The sequence below is a fragment of the Vreelandella aquamarina genome, from assembly GCF_900110265.1.
Lineage (GTDB): Bacteria > Pseudomonadota > Gammaproteobacteria > Pseudomonadales > Halomonadaceae > Vreelandella > Vreelandella aquamarina.
The window spans coordinates 1-15,701 of record NZ_FODB01000071.1 but is presented as its reverse complement, the minus strand read 5'-3'; the positions used below and the strand labels follow the sequence as shown (position 1 = coordinate 15,701).

The following is a 15,701-nucleotide window of genomic DNA, read 5'->3' as shown; positions in this document are numbered from 1 at the left end:
GACGTCGCCGATACCGGTTTGCACGGTGCGCTCCGGCAGGTAGCCGTTGCGGACGACGACACGGCGGCCGTCTTCCAGCGTCTTGTCGGCATATTGCTCCAGAAACGTGCTCAACTCCGCCTCCACGGCCTTGGCGATCAGGTCTCGGGCCCCTTTGCGCAGCAGCTCATGCAACGGATCAGTAGCGCCGGTGTCTGGCTGCGTCACGGCTTGGAGAGTAGAATTGCTCATGGCGTATCCGTCCTATGTTGGTTGTGATCTGGCGAGATCAATCAACAGGATACGCCACCCTCTCTACTGCCCTCCATACACAAGAACTGAGCTTAACTCTCTGTTTTGGGGGCCTTTGCCTATCCACTTCCAGCGCGATAACTTGATGGCGGGAGTTTGGCGCCTACGAGCACGTTTAGCCATGCCTTACTCCTTACTTACGCGGTTAATCTCTTCAAGGCTGGTGATACCTTGCATGACTTTTAATAGGCCGCTGCGATGGAGACTGGGATAGCCCTCCCTGCGGGCCTGCTGGTCAATTTCTAGCGAATTAGCATCGCGCATGATGAGCTGACGCATCGATTCTGTAATGGGAACAACTTCATAGATACCAATCCGCCCTTTGTAACCTTGGGTGCAGTGTTTGCAACCCACGGCTTTATATAGGGTGGCTTGGTTAATTTCCTCGTTGTTTAGCCCCTCTTTTTGAAGCGCCTTACGCGGTATTTCAATGGGCTCTTTGCAATGATGGCAAAGTTTACGCGCTAAGCGCTGTGCAATAATTAAACTAACGGCACTTGCAATGTTGAAGGACGAAACGCCCATATTGGCTAATCGTGTGAGTGTTTCGGCTGCCGAGTTAGTATGCACCGTAGAGAGCACCAAGTGGCCGGTTTGGGCAGCTTTTACCGCAATGTCCGCTGTTTCCAGGTCGCGTATTTCTCCCACCATCACAACGTCCGGGTCCTGGCGAAGGAAGGCGCGCAGGGCGCTGGCAAAGTCGAGGCCGATCTTGGGTAGAATGTTTACCTGGTTAATGCCATCTACTTTGATTTCTACGGGGTCTTCAGCCGTACAAATATTGCGCTCTACTTTATTAAGGATATTAATCCCCGTATAAAGCGAAACGGTTTTACCGCTGCCGGTCGGCCCCGTCACCAAAATCATGCCCTGGGGCTGCTTAAGCGTATGTTCATACAGAGCGCGCTGCTCATCGGTGAAACCTAACTGCTCAATGCCTAGCTGAGCCGCCGTAGGGTCTAAAATCCGCAGCACCAGCTTTTCACCGTATACCGTAGGTAGCGAGTTAACCCGAAAATCGAGAGAGCGCGTTCGCGAGAGCTTGAGTTTTATCGCACCATCCTGGGGTAGACGGCGCTCCGAAATATCCAGCCGAGCCATAATTTTAAGGCGAGCCGCAATACGGTGGCGCATGGCAAAGGGCGGTCTAGCAACTTCAATCAGCATGCCATCAACGCGAAAACGGACGCGGTAGAGCGTTTCATAAGGCTCGAAATGAATATCAGAGGCCCTTTGGCGAATGGCGTCTAATAAAATCTTATTAACAAACTTAACGATGGGCGCATCTTCGCTACTCTGCGACGATTCCTCAAGAGGAACTTCGTTGCCGTCACTGTTTTGTACAATGTTTAACGAACTCACCGCGTCGTCAATGCCATCCAGCTCATCCAGCATGCCGCGTTCGTTCTGGGCGAGATAGTTATTAAGTGCAACGGTGATTTGATCCACCGGGGCAAGCACACCTTCTATGCTTAACCCTGTGGCAAACTGGAGCTCATCTAGCTGGGTAAGCGTTGCCGGATAAGGAACCGCGACGGTCAGGCGGTGGCCATGGCGGGCCAGGGGCAGCACATTAAGATTTTGTAATACTTTAACGGGGTAGTCGGCGGCGGGTGGCAGCGTAGTAAGGCGCAGCGCCTCAAGGTCAATAACCGGAAGACCATACTCCCATCCCGCTGCTACGGTAGCTGCAATAGGGTCAGCTAGCCCGCTTTCAATAACGTGTTGAAGCAGCGAAATTTCGAGATCAGAGGCCGTCGACTGTGCGGTGGCCGCTTGTGCATCGCTTAACACACCGTGTTTAACCAACCGCTGGGCAATGCCGCGCAGGCCGCCGTGAGCAGCCGCGTGGCTAAGTGTCGATTCAAAAGAGGGTTGAGACATGCACGACCTGTGGTAGCAAAGTAGTCAGAATGCGCTTACTTGTACCATACTAAGGGCACTGGCGGCACCACGCTTTTCTAAGCGCACGCGTTCGTACGAACGAATGAATTAATGAGCCAAATGTAGTTGAAAAAACACTGTGTGTAAGCTAGTGTAACTAATATACATTAATTTTGCTTGGTAATAGTTACCAAGCAATATCTCCAAGGAGATTTTTAGATGCAGACAACTGCAAAAAACGCGTTTCGCAACCTCAAGCAGGGCGGTTTCACGCTTATTGAGCTAATGATTGTGGTAGCAATCATCGGCGTATTAGCATCCATCGCAGTGCCGCAATATCAGAACTACACCGCGCGTGCCCAAGCGAGTGAAGGGCTTTCTGTGACGGCGGGCGTTCGCGCCGACGTCGCAGAGCAGCATTCCTTAACTGGCTCAATGCCTCAAACAGGTGATTTTGATGATGCTACTAATCTCGGCATTACCGGTCGTTATGTAAGAAATGTTGCATATAGTGGAGGTGGGAGTAATGAAGGAGTAATTACTGTTACTTTCAACGATGATAGCGCTCTTGGTAATGGGAAAACCATGAAAATTTCAACTAGTAATCCGCAGTCAGGTTGGGTATGTGCGGTTGGTGACAATGATCCAATAGAAGAAAATCATCTACCAGCCGGCTGTAAAGACTAATATCAACGAATAAAAAAAATTGTAAAAGGGGCTGTTTTGACAGCCCCTTTCTTTGGGAGGAAAAGTGTATGAAGGGAACTCAACGCGGTTTCACCTTAATTGAGCTGATGATCGTTGTGGCTATTATTGGCGTTTTGGCCTCTATTGCTATTCCGCAATATCAAAACTACACCGCGCGTGCGCAAGTATCAGAAGCCTTCAATTTGGCCTCCGCTTACAAAACTGCCATAAGCGAATACTATTCTGTGAGAGGTCGGTTTCCTGAGAGTAATGAAGATATAGGTATGCCATCTGATGGCAATCGAAGTGGTAATGGCGGTGAAACTAGTGATGACCGCTATGTTGGCTACATCGGTGTTTGGCCGGCCGCTGGTGATTATGCTGCACGCGTTGTGATGGAGATGAGCGATAACGCGAATAGCGCGATAGCCGGAAAATGGGTTGTGATGGAGTCTCAGTTCTCTGAAGGAGCGATTCAGTGGAGTTGCCGGACGACCACAGGAGCAGGTAATGCCATGGATGAAAAATACCTACCTGGCTCGTGCCGCGATCAACGGGATTAATAGCAATGTGGAAAGGAACTCAACGTGGCTTTACCCTAATCGAACTGATGATTGTGGTGGCTATTATTGGCGTGTTGGCCTCTATCGCGATACCTCAATATCAGAACTATACGGCACGCGCTCAGGTATCAGAGGCGTTAAATGTGTTAAGCGGCATCAAGTCTGAGCTAGCAGAGCGTTACGCGTTCTCTGGCAACTTCGGTACGGGGCAAGATACTGGTATGGAGGAGCTGGTTTCGCAAACTCGTTATATCCAGGATGTGGACTACTTTTATCGGGAAGATAAGGTAGCTATCGGCATTCGGATGAGTACGGAAGGGCATGTGTCCAAAGATATTCGTGGTCGCCGGTTACGTATTGAGCTTGTGGCAGATGAAGGGTCAATTAAATGGTCCTGTATGTCGGCTAGACAAAATGGTATTGATGAGAAGTATCTTCCTGGAAGCTGTCGGGATAGCGCCTCAACTGATTTTTGATCTTCACCATTTCCTGCGCATTGTTGTTCTAAACTAAAGCTCCCTGATCACAGTGGAGCTTTTTTATGAGCCGTTTACTACATCAACTCTTGATCGGCGCTAGCGCGCTGTTGCTAAGCAGTACCGCGTTGGCCCAACCCGCCCATGCACCAGCTCACGGCGCCCGGGATAACGCTTCCCAGGCAGAGCGCTACCGAGGCGGTGAGGGTCGCTACGAAAGCGATTCGCGTCGTTCCCTGAGCGAGGGTTATGTGGATTTGCCGCGCATTAACGAGCGCGAACTGTTGCGCTTGCTGCGCCGCCACGATGCCCCCCGTGCGGAACCACTGCCCCCTGGCATCCAGCGCAATTTAGAGCGGGGTAAACCTTTGCCGCCCGGCATTGCTAAGCGCTTTGACGGCCCCATTGCCCATGAGCTGCCCCGTTACCCGGGATACGAGTGGGAGCGTGTTGGCGCTGATGTGGTGTTAATTGAAGCCGCGACTCGTGTAGTGGTCGATGTGTTGGTGGATGCTTTGCGCTAAGCCGTTCCCATGTGTTGGGGCGTTATGGTAATGCCATGGATCAACGCTTATGCTGAGAAACAACAAACACCCCACTGAGGAGCGAACATGGCGGTTTATACCCTGGAAGCGCGGCTGGCACTGGCCATAGAGATTGCCGAAGAGGCTGGGCAGATGATTCGTAATGCCCGAGAGCAGCAAGGGTTTAGCCAGCGGCTGAAAGGAGGGATCGAGCTAGTTACTGATGTGGACGTTGCCGTCGACACGCTCATTAGCCAGCGCCTGGAGGAGCACTTCCCAGAGGAAGCAAGGTTAAGCGAGGAGCTAAGCCCGGAGCATGCGCTGCATACCCCCACCGAGCAGCTCTGGGTTGTGGATCCGATTGATGGCACCGTTAATTTTGCCCAGGGCCTGCGCCATGTAGCGGTATCAATCGGCTGGATGGAGCAGGGGGTAGGTAAAGTAGGCGTGATACATGCGCCGTTTTTAGGTGAAACCTTTAGTGCAGCAGAGGGCCTAGGCGCATTCTGCAATCAGCAGCCGATTCAGCCGAGCGGCGCTGAGACCCTTGAAAGCACGCTGGTAGGTACCGGCTTTCCCTATCAAAAAGAGCAGCGTAAAAAACTTCTGCCACGCTTAGAAGCAGTACTCACAGGCTGTCAGGATGTCCGGCGTAATGGTTCAGCGGCATTGGATTTGTGTGATGTGGCCTGCGGTCGTTTAGATGCCTACTACGAAAGCGTATCGCCCTGGGATTTTGTGGCGGGTTGGGTCATTGCTCGCGAAGCAGGCGCGCGGGTCGGGCATTTAAGCGAGGTGCCTGACGGTGTACCGGCAGACCTCTACCCGGAGCAGTTGCTAGTAACTACCCCTAAGGTTTACGACGCCATGGCGTCCTTATTAAAAGCAGCCGACCACGCTTAGTGGCAAGCGATTGAAAAGAAAGCGCAAAAAGTGCTTTTCATTTGGCGTATAAAACGCTAGTATACGCACCGTCTTGAGGCAAATGCCAAACAGACATCGGAGTGTGGCGCAGCTTGGTAGCGCGTTGCAATGGGGTTGCAAAGGTCGCAGGTTCGAATCCTGTCACTCCGACCAAAAAAGACATATAAAACGGTCACTTAGCGAATCACGCAGTGGCCGTTTTTTGTTACCTAACGTTCTAGGTGACATATAGGTGACAACCGTCTGGAATTTCCGCGTTTTAGGGGCATTTTGACAAGCCGTTGCGCACCTCCATAAATGTTGCGTTTTGTTGCCTTTACCGTTGCGTTTTGCTCGGCGCTGGCAGGTACTACGAAACTTTCGTAATACCCTGCGTTGAGACTTAGACCAGCAATCTCTTGTGCTTTCGCGCATCCAAAGTGCGCGGAATCTCTGCGCGAAGTTGTGCGCAAAGTGCGCACTCAGAATGCGCACCAACTGTGCGTACTTTTCCCTCTGCACTGCGCACCGACAAAAAGCCCCAGCGAGTGCCGGGGCGTTGGGTGCTGTTGTGCTGCTTTAGTGAATCCGGTGCGGTGCGGGCGTCCGCTGTATCCGGTCGGTTATCCCGCGCTGCTCGGCGTGTTGTAATAGCTCGGCCTCGCTGACTTCCAAGGCGTGTGCAATGTCGGCCAGGGCATACACCGCTTCGCCGCTGTCGTCGTATCCGGCAGGCTTCAAGCCAGGAAAGAACGTGTCCATTCCCTCCCGTAGCGTCTCAAGGATCGGCTGGCGCAGAAAGGGCGGGTGCTGCTTGTCGTAGGTACGGCTTATCATCGCGTCGGTGTCGTTTGGCGTCACACCACCAAAGAACTCACGGCGGGCCTTGCGTTCGACGTTATCCAGTAGCGCGGCAATATGGCTGGCGAGCGGCTTCTGCAAGCGCTCCGGGGGCACGCACAGCTTATGCGCGGCCCATACCTGTCCGGCGGTTAGGTGATCCAGCGGTTGCCCATGGGTAGCGGCTTGGGTCAGTGCTTCGCGGGTAATGGTCATGGCATTGGCTCCTTACGCGGCGGTGGGTGGTAGGTCGTCATCCAGCATGGCGTTCACCAGCCCTTGCAGGCGGGTAAGGCGTACACGCACTAGGGCGGCCAATGTGCCCGGTGGTAAGCGCTGCTCGATGGTTTCCAGCGTGGCCGCGCAGCCCATTAGCGTCGCTTGATCGGGTGTTGGTTCCAGCGCCAGCCATACCGCGTTGGCGCTCTCTGCTAAGTCGGTGTCGATACTGCGCAGGCTGGCCGCAAGGCGGCGTGCTTCGGTAGTGGCTTCATCCAGCATGGCGGCTACCTCCCCGTAGTTCGTTGTTAGCGGCGCGTCTGCCTGCATTGTCGCGGGCGGCTTCCCGTGGCTCTGCATCGGCTGATTGCTGCCAAGTGGTGACGTAGCGCTGTGCGGCTTGCAGGGCATCCCGTGGTGGCTGCATTCCAAGGCAGCGGTTCAGCAGCCGTTCATCTTCTGGTACCAAAGCGCAGTGCTGACGAATCAAGCGCAGCCATTGCGGGGCATGATCGACGACGGGGGTGGTGGCGGTTGCCTGAGGGATAGCGGCCAAGGGTGGCGGCAAACTAGGCCATACCGCTTTGACGGCTGCCAGCGCTTGCGGATCGCTCAGCAGGCGGCGGCAATGGGCGCGGGCGGTAGCGTCATCCGGTGCGACTTCAAACACGTCATCCAGTACCACGGCCAACTCGGCGGCGGCTTCCCGTGTTAGTTGGGCCATGGCCTCACGCGCCAGCGCTTCCACCAGCCCAAGCGAACGGCCAGCCGCTTTCAGGCCGCCAATGATGGCGGCAATCTCTGCCTGGGTAGCGGGCACCTGTTTAGGCTTAACATCCTGCTTACCTATTTTGTGGTGTCCACGGGGGCCATGGTGTCCACTTGGCTCAACCATGCGGGTTACAGCGTGGACACGGGGTGGACACGGCGTGGTGTCCGGTGTCCATTTGGCGGTGTCCGTGGTGCCTGCGTACTGCTGGTATAAGTTCTCAAGACTCATATTCGCCCCCTTCATCCGGTCGTACGGCATATAGCCGTGAACGCTTTCCGTTGATCTGTACTCGCACAGAACGCTTGCCGCCTTCGCGCTCGGCTATCCAGCCTGCTGAATCCAGTGCATCTAGCCCCCGTCGTGAGTCGAACCCACGTAACGCTTCTTTCAAGGCTTCGTTCGTCAATAGGTAAACGCGGCCCTCCGGTTGGTCACGCCAATAACCAGCCCGGTTGTGTACGGTGTGGGTGTGCTTGGGGTCTCCGTCCACGTCGCTAAAGCGGCTGTCTCCGTGGCGCTCAATGAAGGCCCGGACACTGATCAGAATTTGCTCATGCTCGGTTTGCACACCGCCTTGAAAGGTGCGCCAGCCCTTTAAGGCAATCTCTGCTGCGTCTAAGGCTTCCCCCTCGCGCCAGCCTGTTAGGCCGTACTCGGTGGCCAATTCCCCGGCTAAGCCAATCAGTACCAACGCCTTAGCAGCACGGCCTTGTAAGGGGTGATCGGTAGCAAACTTAGGTAGGTCGGTAAACTTGCTCACCATGGCGGCAAGGTCACGACGCTCCTTTACCAGCCGCTCAATGAAGGCGGGGCCAAGGTGGCCGTGGTGATGGGTGACTTCACTCTTTAGGTGATCGGCAAAGGCGCGCCCATCGTTTAGGTGGTGCAGGTGATCGAACGCGCCATACTTCCGCTTGGCGGGAATGTCGAGCAAGCGCACGGCTTGGCCCGCTTTAGGGCGTTGGCCTGCTTCGCTCATATGGGCAGCCAGGGTGCGCTCCCCGCTGGATAAGATCGCAATGCGCCAGCGGTGGGGGCGTCTTGCAGTACCGTTGCGGCTAGCACGTGCTTTCCCGGTGCCATTGCCCAAGGCGTAGATGGTCGCGCCAATTTCGCGGCCATCGGCCTCGCCTATCTCATCCAGTATTAAGCAGGTGTCGCTCAGCGCAGCGGCCACCCCCTCTAAGCCGTTACCCGTAGCGCGCCAAGTACGTATGAACTCAGGGCCACCCCATACGCTGGCGGCGACTTCTAGCGCTGTCGTCTTGCCGTTGGAGCTATCGCCCACCAAGTGAATGCCCGTTGACTTGCGGTGTGTTATATCCAGCAGTGGGCCAGCCAGTGCAGTAGATACCGCCAGGATCAGCAGCGGGTTATCACGGCATAAACTGCCAATATGCTCACGCCAGCTAGCCAATGTTCCGGCGTGGGCGTAGTCGTCATGGGTGCCGTACTCGCTTTGAAAGGTAATACGGCGGGAAAGCTCCACACTGCCCAAGGTACGCCGGGGCATGACAAACACGCGCCCACCTTCTAGCTGGTGCCAGCCTACGCGGGTGGCTGCTATCACTCGCTCATCGGGCAGGCATTGAGCTAGGTACTTGTTCAGCAGCTTGTAGGCATCGGGGTTTATCCGAAGGCCCATGTTCAGCAACTCGCCGCGCATTTCTTCACCGCTGCCCTTCAGCAGGTGCAGGGGCATCGCCCATTCACGCCAGCCCCCATAAGGTGACTTGAAGCGCAGCAGTAGCCCGTGGTTATCGTTGCGCTCGTCGTGGGTGGCTGCTCTGCACTCCAATGGCCCGCATATCCAAACATCGTAAGGCTCTGGGTCGCCATCGCCTTTTGGCTGCCGCTGGCCGTGGAAGTAGAGGCCGGGCATACCGTAACGGGTATGGGTTAAGTAACTGGCAAAGGCAGGTCTAAATGGCTCGCGTAGCTTAGCGGGCGGGGTGTCCATGCTGTCCGGTTCCACTTCTTGCCCAAGGGTGGTGGCCTCGTCTTGTGGACACGGGCTAGGGGGTGGTGTCCGTGTGGTGTCCACGCTGGAAGCCGCGTGGTTGTCACGGTTGGACACCATGGCCCCGGTGGACACGTCATTTTGGGCAGGGGCGTGATTGTTGCTGCCATCCAGTCCGAACAAGTCCAGGTTATCGTCTGGTTCCCAGCTCATAGGCCACGCTCCTGACGGCACAGGGCTACGTCTGCGAAGTCTGTACAGCGCTGGCAGTCAGCGCAGAAGGTAGGCATTAGTACCTTGGCCCCAATCGCGAGTGCGGCCAGACGGGCCTTGGTGGCTCCTGGGTTGCCATCGGTGAAACGGTCGTCATCGGCGGCCAGGGTGATCTTCACGTCATCCGGTAGGCGCTGGCGCAAGCGGCGGGCCACGGCTTCCAGGTTGTCCGCATTGCGAGCCACCACCACAGGCAGCCCCATAGCTTCGTGAAGGGTGGCAGCGGTTGCCCAGCCCTCAGCAATCAATACGCGCTCAGCGCCAGACAGCTTGCCCACCAGCCCGGCCACGCCTTTGGCACGGCCACCAAACAACGCCTTCTTGGCACCGTCCGGGTAAATGCGCTCAATGTTGACCAGCTCTCCGTCATAGAACAACGGCACCATCAGCATCGTGTCACGCTGGCGTAGGCCGTAGGGTGCCAAGCGCTTCTTGGCGAGGTAAGGGTGTGACGGATCGGCAGCGCCAGCCGTGGCCCACCAGCGGCGGGCCTGCTGGGCAGTCTTGGCTTGCTGTTGGCGGCGCTCTGCGTCTCGCTGCTCCCGTGCCCGCTGTGCGGCTAGACGTGCTTCGGCAGCGGCGGCGGGGTCAGCCTTGCCGCCCGTGGTCACGGTGTGCTGCTCTCCGGTGTGCCAGAAGCCATAAACGGCCACTTCCAGCGAGGGGCAGACGTACCAGCCGTTACGGTTGCCCTTGGCCTTGTCGGTGGTGTCGAAGCGGTGAACGGCACCATCGGCATGGATCGCCAGCCCGGTCACGCCATACGCGGCCAGGGCGTCGCCTAGCGCCTGCTCAATGCTGGTATACTGGCGACACTCTGACTTGTGGTTAATACCATGCCCCCGGCGCTCACTACGCCGGGTTTCTTTTGCCGTAATAGCGGCCATACATTCCCCCTTCAGCCTCCCGGCTGTAGCGAATCCAGTAATTCAGTCACCCGGTGCCCATGTTCACGGCCTGCTTGGTAGGCGTCATGCTCGGCGGTGCCCGGCTCGAAAGGTGCTGCTTTGTATTGGCAGTGACTCACGCGCTCATCAATGCGAGTAGCTAAGCCCAAACGGTAGGGAAATGAACGCGGCGCACTGTGCGCGGCGCTGGCTTCGGCCAGCTCCAGCGGTGTGAAGGGTAAGCGCTTAGCATCCATGAATGGCCTCCCGGCGTTTGCCTTGCCAGTCCTTAATGTCGGCGCGGTGCTTCTTGAGCGCAGCGACGGCATTAGCGGCATCGTCCGACCAGTGGCCGCCTGGGATCTCAAACACATCATCCACGCCTGCAATGGCGAGGAAGCGTTGGCCGGGCTTCGGGTTGGGATACTCCACCACGATGTAACACGGCACGGGGGCTTGCTCTAACGCGGCCAGCTCGCAATCAGCACTGACAACATGCGGGGCATCATCAGCAAAGGAATAGACGGTGATCGGGGTATTCATGCTGAAACCTCCTGCTTACCGAGGAAGTAGCGGCTCTCGAATGAATGCGACCAGCAGATAACTTCCTGCTCATCTCTATCCAGTTTCAGAACGCAGTTGCGCTTATTGGCGGTCGCTTCATCTATGAAAGGCTCATGTCCTGGGTGGGAATAGCGCATCAAGGTAGGGAATTGCGCTGCTATATCCCGCGACAAGCTCCACGAAAGGCCAGCATCATTCCACGAATAGCAGCCACGATAGATCGTGATAACGTCTGGAAGGTTAGCCAGCGCTTCACGCTCTTTCGGGGTCATCATCAGCGCAATGTGTTCAGGACTAGCATTCCCGAGAATCTTTGCCAGGTCAGCACGGTAACGCCAAATGTTGTCGCAACAATCCCAGTTATCTCCCAGCACTTGAAACCAGGCGGATAGATCATTAGTTGCTGGGTTGTAGAGCTTCATCAGTTCTGGCAGTCGAGTGTATGAGTCGCAGAACTGAATAGCGCTTTCGATTTCATCCACGGTCAGGTTGATATTGCTCACGCCACGCCTCCAGCGCTGCGCTTGGCAGTCTCTAGGGCGCGGGCTTCCAGGGCTTCAGCTTTTTCGATGTGGTGGTTGTAACGCTTTAGGCGGGTGCGAGCGCTGCTATCAGCGAACAAGGCGGCTTTCGCCATTGCACGGTGGGCAGCAGCACGGCTGGAAAAGTTGCGGGTAATGAGATTGGGCAGGCTTAGTGATGCCATGGGTAGGTCTCCAAGTTTTGTGGAGCCATCCCCGACTGTCGCCAAACAGTTAATGGGGGTGGCTGTACGCAGGTTGGCGAACCGGGAAACTTGGAACCCGGCAGACTTTGCAGTCTCCCACGCACAGCCACCATAAACGCGAACAGTGGACGCAAAAAAAGCGCCTGTTTCGCGGTGGGCGCTAGTGCGCCAAGTTTTGATCCGGTCGCCAAACCAGGCTGACGATTTTGCGCCAGCTCGTGAAGCATAGCGGCGGGCAGTAGCAATGGTCAACATTAAGCTACCTCTCGACGTTTTACATTTTCCTCGGCGATGCTGCTCACGGCGTCACCGTCGCGTAACCATTCCAACACATCAGCCAGGCGATAACGGATACTACGACCACGGCGCACAAACTTAGGCGCTGGGCGGCCAAGCAGTAGGCCAGTGATACGGCTTTTGCGGGCGGTGGCAGGCTGCGCGGGTATCAAGTGCGGGAATACGGCGCGTTCGGGCAGCTCGATTAAGGCGGGGTCAAAGCCTGCACGATAGCGTTCAAGGGCGCTATCTAGCAGGGCGGTAGGGGCTTGGGTTTTGTCAGTCATTGCAGCGTCTCGTTGTTGCTGGGGTACGCTGCTAATGGTGATCTTTAATCTAACGAAGTTGGTGCAGGTGCAAAATGCAGATTGCAAATTACCGACGTTTCTTTCTCTCCCACGCCTTTATGGCGTCTCCAACATGACTCTTTAGCTTGCGTTCCCCCATGTTGGTAACGTCATCCGGTATGGCGTTGAGCATGTCTTCAACAATGCGGGTGGCATTCGGTTTTGCGCCATTTCGATATTCTGGCCCGTGCTGATTGGCGTATAGCTCTGCTAGCAACCCAAATGATTCCAGAATGCGCAGTTCGTCAGTAATAGATTTACTGAATGCCAGTGAGGTGTCAGCGCCACTTAGAAAGTCAGGCAACTCCACCTCAGACCAGCCAAGCGATAATAACCATCTGGCAAGCTCTGAACGGCTTACATCAAAATCAAAGTCAAAATCACCTTCACTAGAAGCCAAGACATCAAAATCAATACTGTCCACCAGATCGTAAGCGATTAACTCATAGAAAATAGTGCTGGTCGTTATGCCAATCTGTTTACCAGTAACATCTATGTCCTTTGCTATCGTATCTTCTTGTGGCTCAGATAAGCGCTTCCAAACCCTTATAAGACCTTTATCTTCTTCATCTGAAGGTTGAATCTCGCCCTTAATAACAGCCCTTTTCAACCTGCCAAGCCACGCGGTAGCGCTAACCAGTTGCTCTTTTTGTCTAACCTCTCTCTCGTAAGCCCATCTGATAGAGGCAAACGGCCCCCACAGCGCATCATCCAAAGCCAGCGTAGGGCAGTCCGGGTCTACCTCCCAAGGATCGATACCTGCTAATAGCAAGCATGCGTTGTCTATACGGATATGGCTTTGTGATCGCCAGATATTCATTGGTGTCATACAGCGCTACTCCTAACGCTTGCACTCCAAGTAGGTTGGCTGGCTAACGCGGTGGAGTTATCCGCGCTTTCGGGTGTACGGCCCTAGCCAGCCAAAGCGTGCAGCAGTGGCCGCGTTACTCTTCTAGCGTGAGTTGGCGTACATGGATGCCCATAGCGGTCGCCAGCTTCTTTAGGGTGGTGTGGCGGGGCTTAGCGTTGGCGCTTTCCCACTGGGCAACTTGTGCCTGGGATACGTTCAAGCGTCTTGCTAGCTCGGCTTGTGTGACGCCAAGGTATTCACGCCAGCAGCGGGTTAGCGGCACATCATCGACCAAGTGGCGGCTGACAATTTCGTGAGGCAGCGTCAACGCATCCACTTCCCCGGCACGCTCTACCAGGGCAGTAAATTGCTCTAACGGCAGCACGGCATAGCGGCGGCCTGCCTGTTCGCTAATCTGGTAATCAATAGGTGCGTTCATCGCGTTTTTTCACCTCCTCGATAGAGACCACTCGCAGGCCCGTTTCCACATCGAAAAGCACGCGATAACGGCCTACACGTAGGCGATATTGGTACTGGTGGCGGGTGAGGGGCTTAATGTCGTGGGTCTCTTTACACTCTGGCCAAGTGGCTAGGCTGCCCACCCGTTTAATGACCATGGCGCGGTCAGACGCATGTAACTTCTTGGCTTGTTTGGCCGCTTTGAGCGTCCATTGCACTTGATAGGTCATAAGGTTTTATAAGTTTAGGCGTTGGTTGAGACAACGGCAAGCGCTGGCAGCGTTTCTTGTGTAGCGTTCGGCGTCTGCTTTACCAGTGTTTCTACAATGTCGCGGGTGTGATCTGGGCGCAGGTGGGCGTAATGCTGAATGGTGGTCTGTATATCGCTGTGGGCCATGAGTTTAGAAACGGCGAGTAAGTCAGCTCCCGCCATCACCAGTTGAGAAGCGAAGTTGTGGCGCAGGGTATAAAGCACCAATTCATCAGGTAGCCCGGCAAGCGTGCGCACTCTGGCCCATGGCTTCTGCATGGCTGTTCTATCAAAGCGCTTTCCTGTTTGCGGGTTGGGGAATACTAAGCCGTTTTTGGGCTTGCCTTGCTGTTCATGCCAAACATTCAGCACATAAGCGGCAGCGCTGGAAAGCGGAAAGGTCATAGGCTCAGCGTGGTGGTGCGCGGTTTTCTCTATGGTTTTGCGGATCGTCTTAAACGCTAAGTTGACGTGCTCCCAACGCAGGCCCGTAATATCACCTGGTCGAAACCCGGTGTAGTACATGGTCAGCACCCAAGGCATCACATGATCCACATACGTAACGTGATCCAGGTCGGGCAGGTAGGCTTTGCCATGGGCGCGGCTGTTGCGGCGCTGCTCGCGCTTTTCCTGTTGATAGGCTTCAAGGCCAGCAAACAGCGCTTTCACTTCATCCGGTTCTAAGTAGCGACGTTGGCTTGCCTGCTCGGCTAAGTCGTCATCATTCAGGGCTGGGCGCTGTAAGTTCACACGCGCCAGCGGGTTGGTGGGAATCACGTCACGTTCAGCGGCATGGGCGAGAAGGCCGCACAACGCATCAAAGGAGCGCTTAAGCGTACTAAATGCGCGTGGCTTGTCGGCGCTCTCCTGCTCGGCCTGCCAGCGCTCTACATCTGCACGGGTAATATCGCCCATTGGCTTTGCCAGCCAGCTAGAAAAATCCTTCTCGATACGGCGCAAGGTGCCTGCACCATCCTTGCGGCGCTTTTGGTAGGCAGTGTAGGGGCCATTAAGGTAAGCGCGGAGCGTTTGCTGCTGCTGGCGTTGGCTTTCTACTTTGGCGGCTTCAATCGCGGCGCGTGGGTCGCCGCCTTGTGCCACGATACCCAGCGCTTCGGCAGCATCCCGGCGAGCTTGGGCCAGCGTCAATGCGCCATAGGTGCCTAGCGTCATCATACGGCGCTTACCTGTTTTGGTGCGGTAGTAGAGTCGAAAGGTAAGGCCGCGTTTACCATAGCGCACATGAAAGCCGCCTAGCTCGGTATCCCAAACATCACCAGAAGGCTGTTCACGCGCCAGCTTTTCGATGCTTTTGGCGGTCAGCTTTATACGGGTTTCCGTGCCTGCCATGGTGCGCCTCATTTTCTAGGTGACAAATAGGTGACACTTAGAGGATATATCTAGGCACATTCAGCAACAAGCGTAAACTAATGTTTGAATGGTAAGTGTCTGTATTTTAGAAGTATATTTGCTTTCTTTTGTTGATGATTGTTTCTGCTAATATACCGGGTAAACGCAATGGGGTTGCAAAGGTCGCAGGTTCGAATCCTGTCACTCCGACCAATACTAAAACGGTCGCTTGCGTTTATCGCAGCGGCCGTTTTTTATGGTGCGCCAGGCATGGCGCGCAGCGCCAATTAGGCGCTATCCGGTCCGCCGTGGTGGTTGGCCGGATGACTTGGGGGTGAAAGTCCCCTACGGACCCTGATAGCGGGAACCGTTAGCTGAACAGCAAGGGTGTTCGTCGTGAGGCGGAATCTGAAGGAAGCTGTAGGCAAACTCCTGGCCCGACGAACAGGAACCGCATATGAGGCAGCCACATCTGGGCGAGAGGGCCATGAAACTCGAAGCCCAATAGCTATCCAGAAGATGTGGAAGTAGATGCGGCGGGTAGATGGGAGGAAGGTCGCGCGTCTTACCCTGGGAGGCCTGTTCGCCTGCCACTGGCT

General features: G+C 55.5%; 20 protein-coding genes, 1 tRNA gene and 2 pseudogenes. 7 read left to right on the top strand and 16 right to left on the bottom strand.

The genetic code is table 11. The annotated features are described in order from the left end of the window. Positions 1-231: pseudogene (locus tag BMY49_RS15495) on the bottom strand (IS256 family transposase); the annotation flags it as partial. Between the two features lie 186 nt (positions 232-417). Then, positions 418-2,175: a type IV-A pilus assembly ATPase PilB gene (pilB, locus tag BMY49_RS15490; protein ID WP_089675977.1), complete on the bottom strand. Its 1,758-nt coding sequence runs from the start codon at positions 2,173-2,175 to the stop codon at positions 418-420. A gap of 219 nt (positions 2,176-2,394) precedes the next feature. Between pilB and BMY49_RS17925 the strand changes: the two genes are divergently transcribed. The 7 genes and pseudogenes from BMY49_RS17925 to BMY49_RS15460 all read left to right on the top strand — a co-directional run bounded on the left by BMY49_RS17925 (position 2,395) and on the right by BMY49_RS15460 (position 5,502). Further along, on the top strand, positions 2,395-2,862 hold the full coding sequence (locus BMY49_RS17925; RefSeq protein ID WP_089675976.1) for a pilin: 468 nt from the start codon (positions 2,395-2,397) through the stop codon (positions 2,860-2,862). Between the two features lie 68 nt (positions 2,863-2,930). Beyond that, positions 2,931-3,042, top strand: a pseudogene (locus BMY49_RS18220) (pilin); the annotation flags it as partial. A 23-nt stretch (positions 3,043-3,065) separates the two neighbouring features. Beyond that, the gene (locus BMY49_RS15480; protein ID WP_244154985.1) at positions 3,066-3,425 is read left to right on the top strand and encodes a pilin; all 360 of its coding nucleotides are present in this window, start codon (positions 3,066-3,068) and stop codon (positions 3,423-3,425) included. A 5-nt stretch (positions 3,426-3,430) separates the two neighbouring features. Next, positions 3,431-3,901 carry a pilin gene (locus BMY49_RS15475; RefSeq protein ID WP_089675974.1) on the top strand — a complete coding sequence of 157 codons (471 nt, stop codon included), beginning with the start codon at positions 3,431-3,433 and terminating at the stop codon, positions 3,899-3,901. A 65-nt stretch (positions 3,902-3,966) separates the two neighbouring features. Then, positions 3,967-4,425 carry an anti-virulence regulator CigR family protein gene (locus tag BMY49_RS15470; RefSeq protein ID WP_089675973.1) on the top strand — a complete coding sequence of 153 codons (459 nt, stop codon included), beginning with the start codon at positions 3,967-3,969 and terminating at the stop codon, positions 4,423-4,425. A gap of 87 nt (positions 4,426-4,512) precedes the next feature. Next, positions 4,513-5,328: an inositol monophosphatase family protein gene (locus tag BMY49_RS15465; RefSeq protein WP_089675972.1), complete on the top strand. Its 816-nt coding sequence runs from the start codon at positions 4,513-4,515 to the stop codon at positions 5,326-5,328. Between the two features lie 97 nt (positions 5,329-5,425). Further along, positions 5,426-5,502 (top strand) — tRNA-Pro (locus BMY49_RS15460). Between the two features lie 405 nt (positions 5,503-5,907). Here the strand turns inward: BMY49_RS15460 and BMY49_RS15455 are convergent. The 14 genes from BMY49_RS15455 to BMY49_RS15390 all read right to left on the bottom strand — a co-directional run bounded on the left by BMY49_RS15455 (position 5,908) and on the right by BMY49_RS15390 (position 15,102). Beyond that, positions 5,908-6,384, bottom strand: coding sequence for a hypothetical protein (locus BMY49_RS15455; protein WP_089675971.1), 477 nt, complete (start codon positions 6,382-6,384; stop codon positions 5,908-5,910). Between the two features lie 12 nt (positions 6,385-6,396). Next, positions 6,397-6,669 (bottom strand): hypothetical protein, encoded by a 273-nt coding sequence (locus BMY49_RS15450; protein WP_089675970.1) that lies wholly within the window; start codon positions 6,667-6,669, stop codon positions 6,397-6,399. Then, complete coding sequence (locus tag BMY49_RS15445; protein WP_089675969.1) at positions 6,659-7,387, bottom strand: hypothetical protein; 729 nt, start codon at positions 7,385-7,387, stop codon at positions 6,659-6,661. Before BMY49_RS15445 ends, BMY49_RS15450 begins: the two co-directional genes overlap by 11 nt. Next, positions 7,377-9,332, bottom strand: a complete 1,956-nt coding sequence (locus tag BMY49_RS15440; protein ID WP_089675968.1) for a DUF927 domain-containing protein — start codon at positions 9,330-9,332, stop codon at positions 7,377-7,379. Before BMY49_RS15440 ends, BMY49_RS15445 begins: the two co-directional genes overlap by 11 nt. Continuing rightward, positions 9,329-10,279: a toprim domain-containing protein gene (locus tag BMY49_RS15435; protein ID WP_089675967.1), complete on the bottom strand. Its 951-nt coding sequence runs from the start codon at positions 10,277-10,279 to the stop codon at positions 9,329-9,331. The genes BMY49_RS15440 and BMY49_RS15435 overlap by 4 nt, the downstream gene beginning before the upstream one ends. Before the next feature lie 11 nt (positions 10,280-10,290). Then, positions 10,291-10,536, bottom strand: a complete 246-nt coding sequence (locus tag BMY49_RS15430; RefSeq protein ID WP_089675966.1) for a hypothetical protein — start codon at positions 10,534-10,536, stop codon at positions 10,291-10,293. Continuing rightward, on the bottom strand, positions 10,526-10,822 hold the full coding sequence (locus BMY49_RS15425) for a hypothetical protein (RefSeq protein ID WP_089675965.1): 297 nt from the start codon (positions 10,820-10,822) through the stop codon (positions 10,526-10,528). The genes BMY49_RS15430 and BMY49_RS15425 overlap by 11 nt, the downstream gene beginning before the upstream one ends. Then, positions 10,819-11,346, bottom strand: coding sequence for a hypothetical protein (locus tag BMY49_RS15420; RefSeq protein ID WP_089675964.1), 528 nt, complete (start codon positions 11,344-11,346; stop codon positions 10,819-10,821). Before BMY49_RS15420 ends, BMY49_RS15425 begins: the two co-directional genes overlap by 4 nt. After that, positions 11,343-11,549: a hypothetical protein gene (locus tag BMY49_RS15415; protein ID WP_089675978.1), complete on the bottom strand. Its 207-nt coding sequence runs from the start codon at positions 11,547-11,549 to the stop codon at positions 11,343-11,345. Before BMY49_RS15415 ends, BMY49_RS15420 begins: the two co-directional genes overlap by 4 nt. Positions 11,550-11,824: 275 nt before the next feature. Beyond that, entirely contained in the window at positions 11,825-12,133 is a 309-nt protein-coding gene (locus tag BMY49_RS15410) for a hypothetical protein (protein ID WP_054641745.1), read from the bottom strand. Between the two features lie 88 nt (positions 12,134-12,221). Beyond that, on the bottom strand, positions 12,222-13,022 hold the full coding sequence (locus BMY49_RS15405) for a hypothetical protein (RefSeq protein ID WP_074210614.1): 801 nt from the start codon (positions 13,020-13,022) through the stop codon (positions 12,222-12,224). A gap of 115 nt (positions 13,023-13,137) precedes the next feature. Further along, positions 13,138-13,482 (bottom strand): helix-turn-helix domain-containing protein, encoded by a 345-nt coding sequence (locus BMY49_RS15400; RefSeq protein WP_074210613.1) that lies wholly within the window; start codon positions 13,480-13,482, stop codon positions 13,138-13,140. After that, positions 13,466-13,732: a type II toxin-antitoxin system RelE family toxin gene (locus BMY49_RS15395; protein ID WP_074210612.1), complete on the bottom strand. Its 267-nt coding sequence runs from the start codon at positions 13,730-13,732 to the stop codon at positions 13,466-13,468. Before BMY49_RS15395 ends, BMY49_RS15400 begins: the two co-directional genes overlap by 17 nt. A gap of 14 nt (positions 13,733-13,746) precedes the next feature. Next, positions 13,747-15,102, bottom strand: a complete 1,356-nt coding sequence (locus tag BMY49_RS15390) for a site-specific integrase (protein WP_074210611.1) — start codon at positions 15,100-15,102, stop codon at positions 13,747-13,749. Positions 15,103-15,701: the final 599 nt, after the last annotated feature.

Bases quoted from the DNA above. Each gene is read 5' to 3' on its own strand.
- BMY49_RS15435 (WP_089675967.1), bottom strand. From the start codon at position 10,279: ATGGCCGCTATTACGGCAAAAGAAACCCGGCGTAGTGAGCGCCGGGGG.
- BMY49_RS15455 (WP_089675971.1), bottom strand. From the start codon at position 6,384: ATGACCATTACCCGCGAAGCACTGACCCAAGCCGCTACCCATGGGCAA.
- BMY49_RS15400 (WP_074210613.1), bottom strand. From the start codon at position 13,482: ATGAACGCACCTATTGATTACCAGATTAGCGAACAGGCAGGCCGCCGC.
- BMY49_RS15470 (WP_089675973.1), top strand. From the start codon at position 3,967: ATGAGCCGTTTACTACATCAACTCTTGATCGGCGCTAGCGCGCTGTTG.
- BMY49_RS15475 (WP_089675974.1), top strand. From the start codon at position 3,431: ATGTGGAAAGGAACTCAACGTGGCTTTACCCTAATCGAACTGATGATT.
- BMY49_RS15445 (WP_089675969.1), bottom strand. From the start codon at position 7,387: ATGAGTCTTGAGAACTTATACCAGCAGTACGCAGGCACCACGGACACC.
- BMY49_RS15430 (WP_089675966.1), bottom strand. From the start codon at position 10,536: ATGGATGCTAAGCGCTTACCCTTCACACCGCTGGAGCTGGCCGAAGCC.
- BMY49_RS15410 (WP_054641745.1), bottom strand. From the start codon at position 12,133: ATGACTGACAAAACCCAAGCCCCTACCGCCCTGCTAGATAGCGCCCTT.
- BMY49_RS15440 (WP_089675968.1), bottom strand. From the start codon at position 9,332: ATGAGCTGGGAACCAGACGATAACCTGGACTTGTTCGGACTGGATGGC.
- BMY49_RS15425 (WP_089675965.1), bottom strand. From the start codon at position 10,822: ATGAATACCCCGATCACCGTCTATTCCTTTGCTGATGATGCCCCGCAT.
- BMY49_RS15415 (WP_089675978.1), bottom strand. From the start codon at position 11,549: ATGGCATCACTAAGCCTGCCCAATCTCATTACCCGCAACTTTTCCAGC.
- BMY49_RS15465 (WP_089675972.1), top strand. From the start codon at position 4,513: ATGGCGGTTTATACCCTGGAAGCGCGGCTGGCACTGGCCATAGAGATT.
- pilB (WP_089675977.1), bottom strand. From the start codon at position 2,175: ATGTCTCAACCCTCTTTTGAATCGACACTTAGCCACGCGGCTGCTCAC.
- BMY49_RS17925 (WP_089675976.1), top strand. From the start codon at position 2,395: ATGCAGACAACTGCAAAAAACGCGTTTCGCAACCTCAAGCAGGGCGGT.
- BMY49_RS15390 (WP_074210611.1), bottom strand. From the start codon at position 15,102: ATGGCAGGCACGGAAACCCGTATAAAGCTGACCGCCAAAAGCATCGAA.
- BMY49_RS15405 (WP_074210614.1), bottom strand. From the start codon at position 13,022: ATGACACCAATGAATATCTGGCGATCACAAAGCCATATCCGTATAGAC.
- BMY49_RS15450 (WP_089675970.1), bottom strand. From the start codon at position 6,669: ATGCTGGATGAAGCCACTACCGAAGCACGCCGCCTTGCGGCCAGCCTG.
- BMY49_RS15395 (WP_074210612.1), bottom strand. From the start codon at position 13,732: ATGACCTATCAAGTGCAATGGACGCTCAAAGCGGCCAAACAAGCCAAG.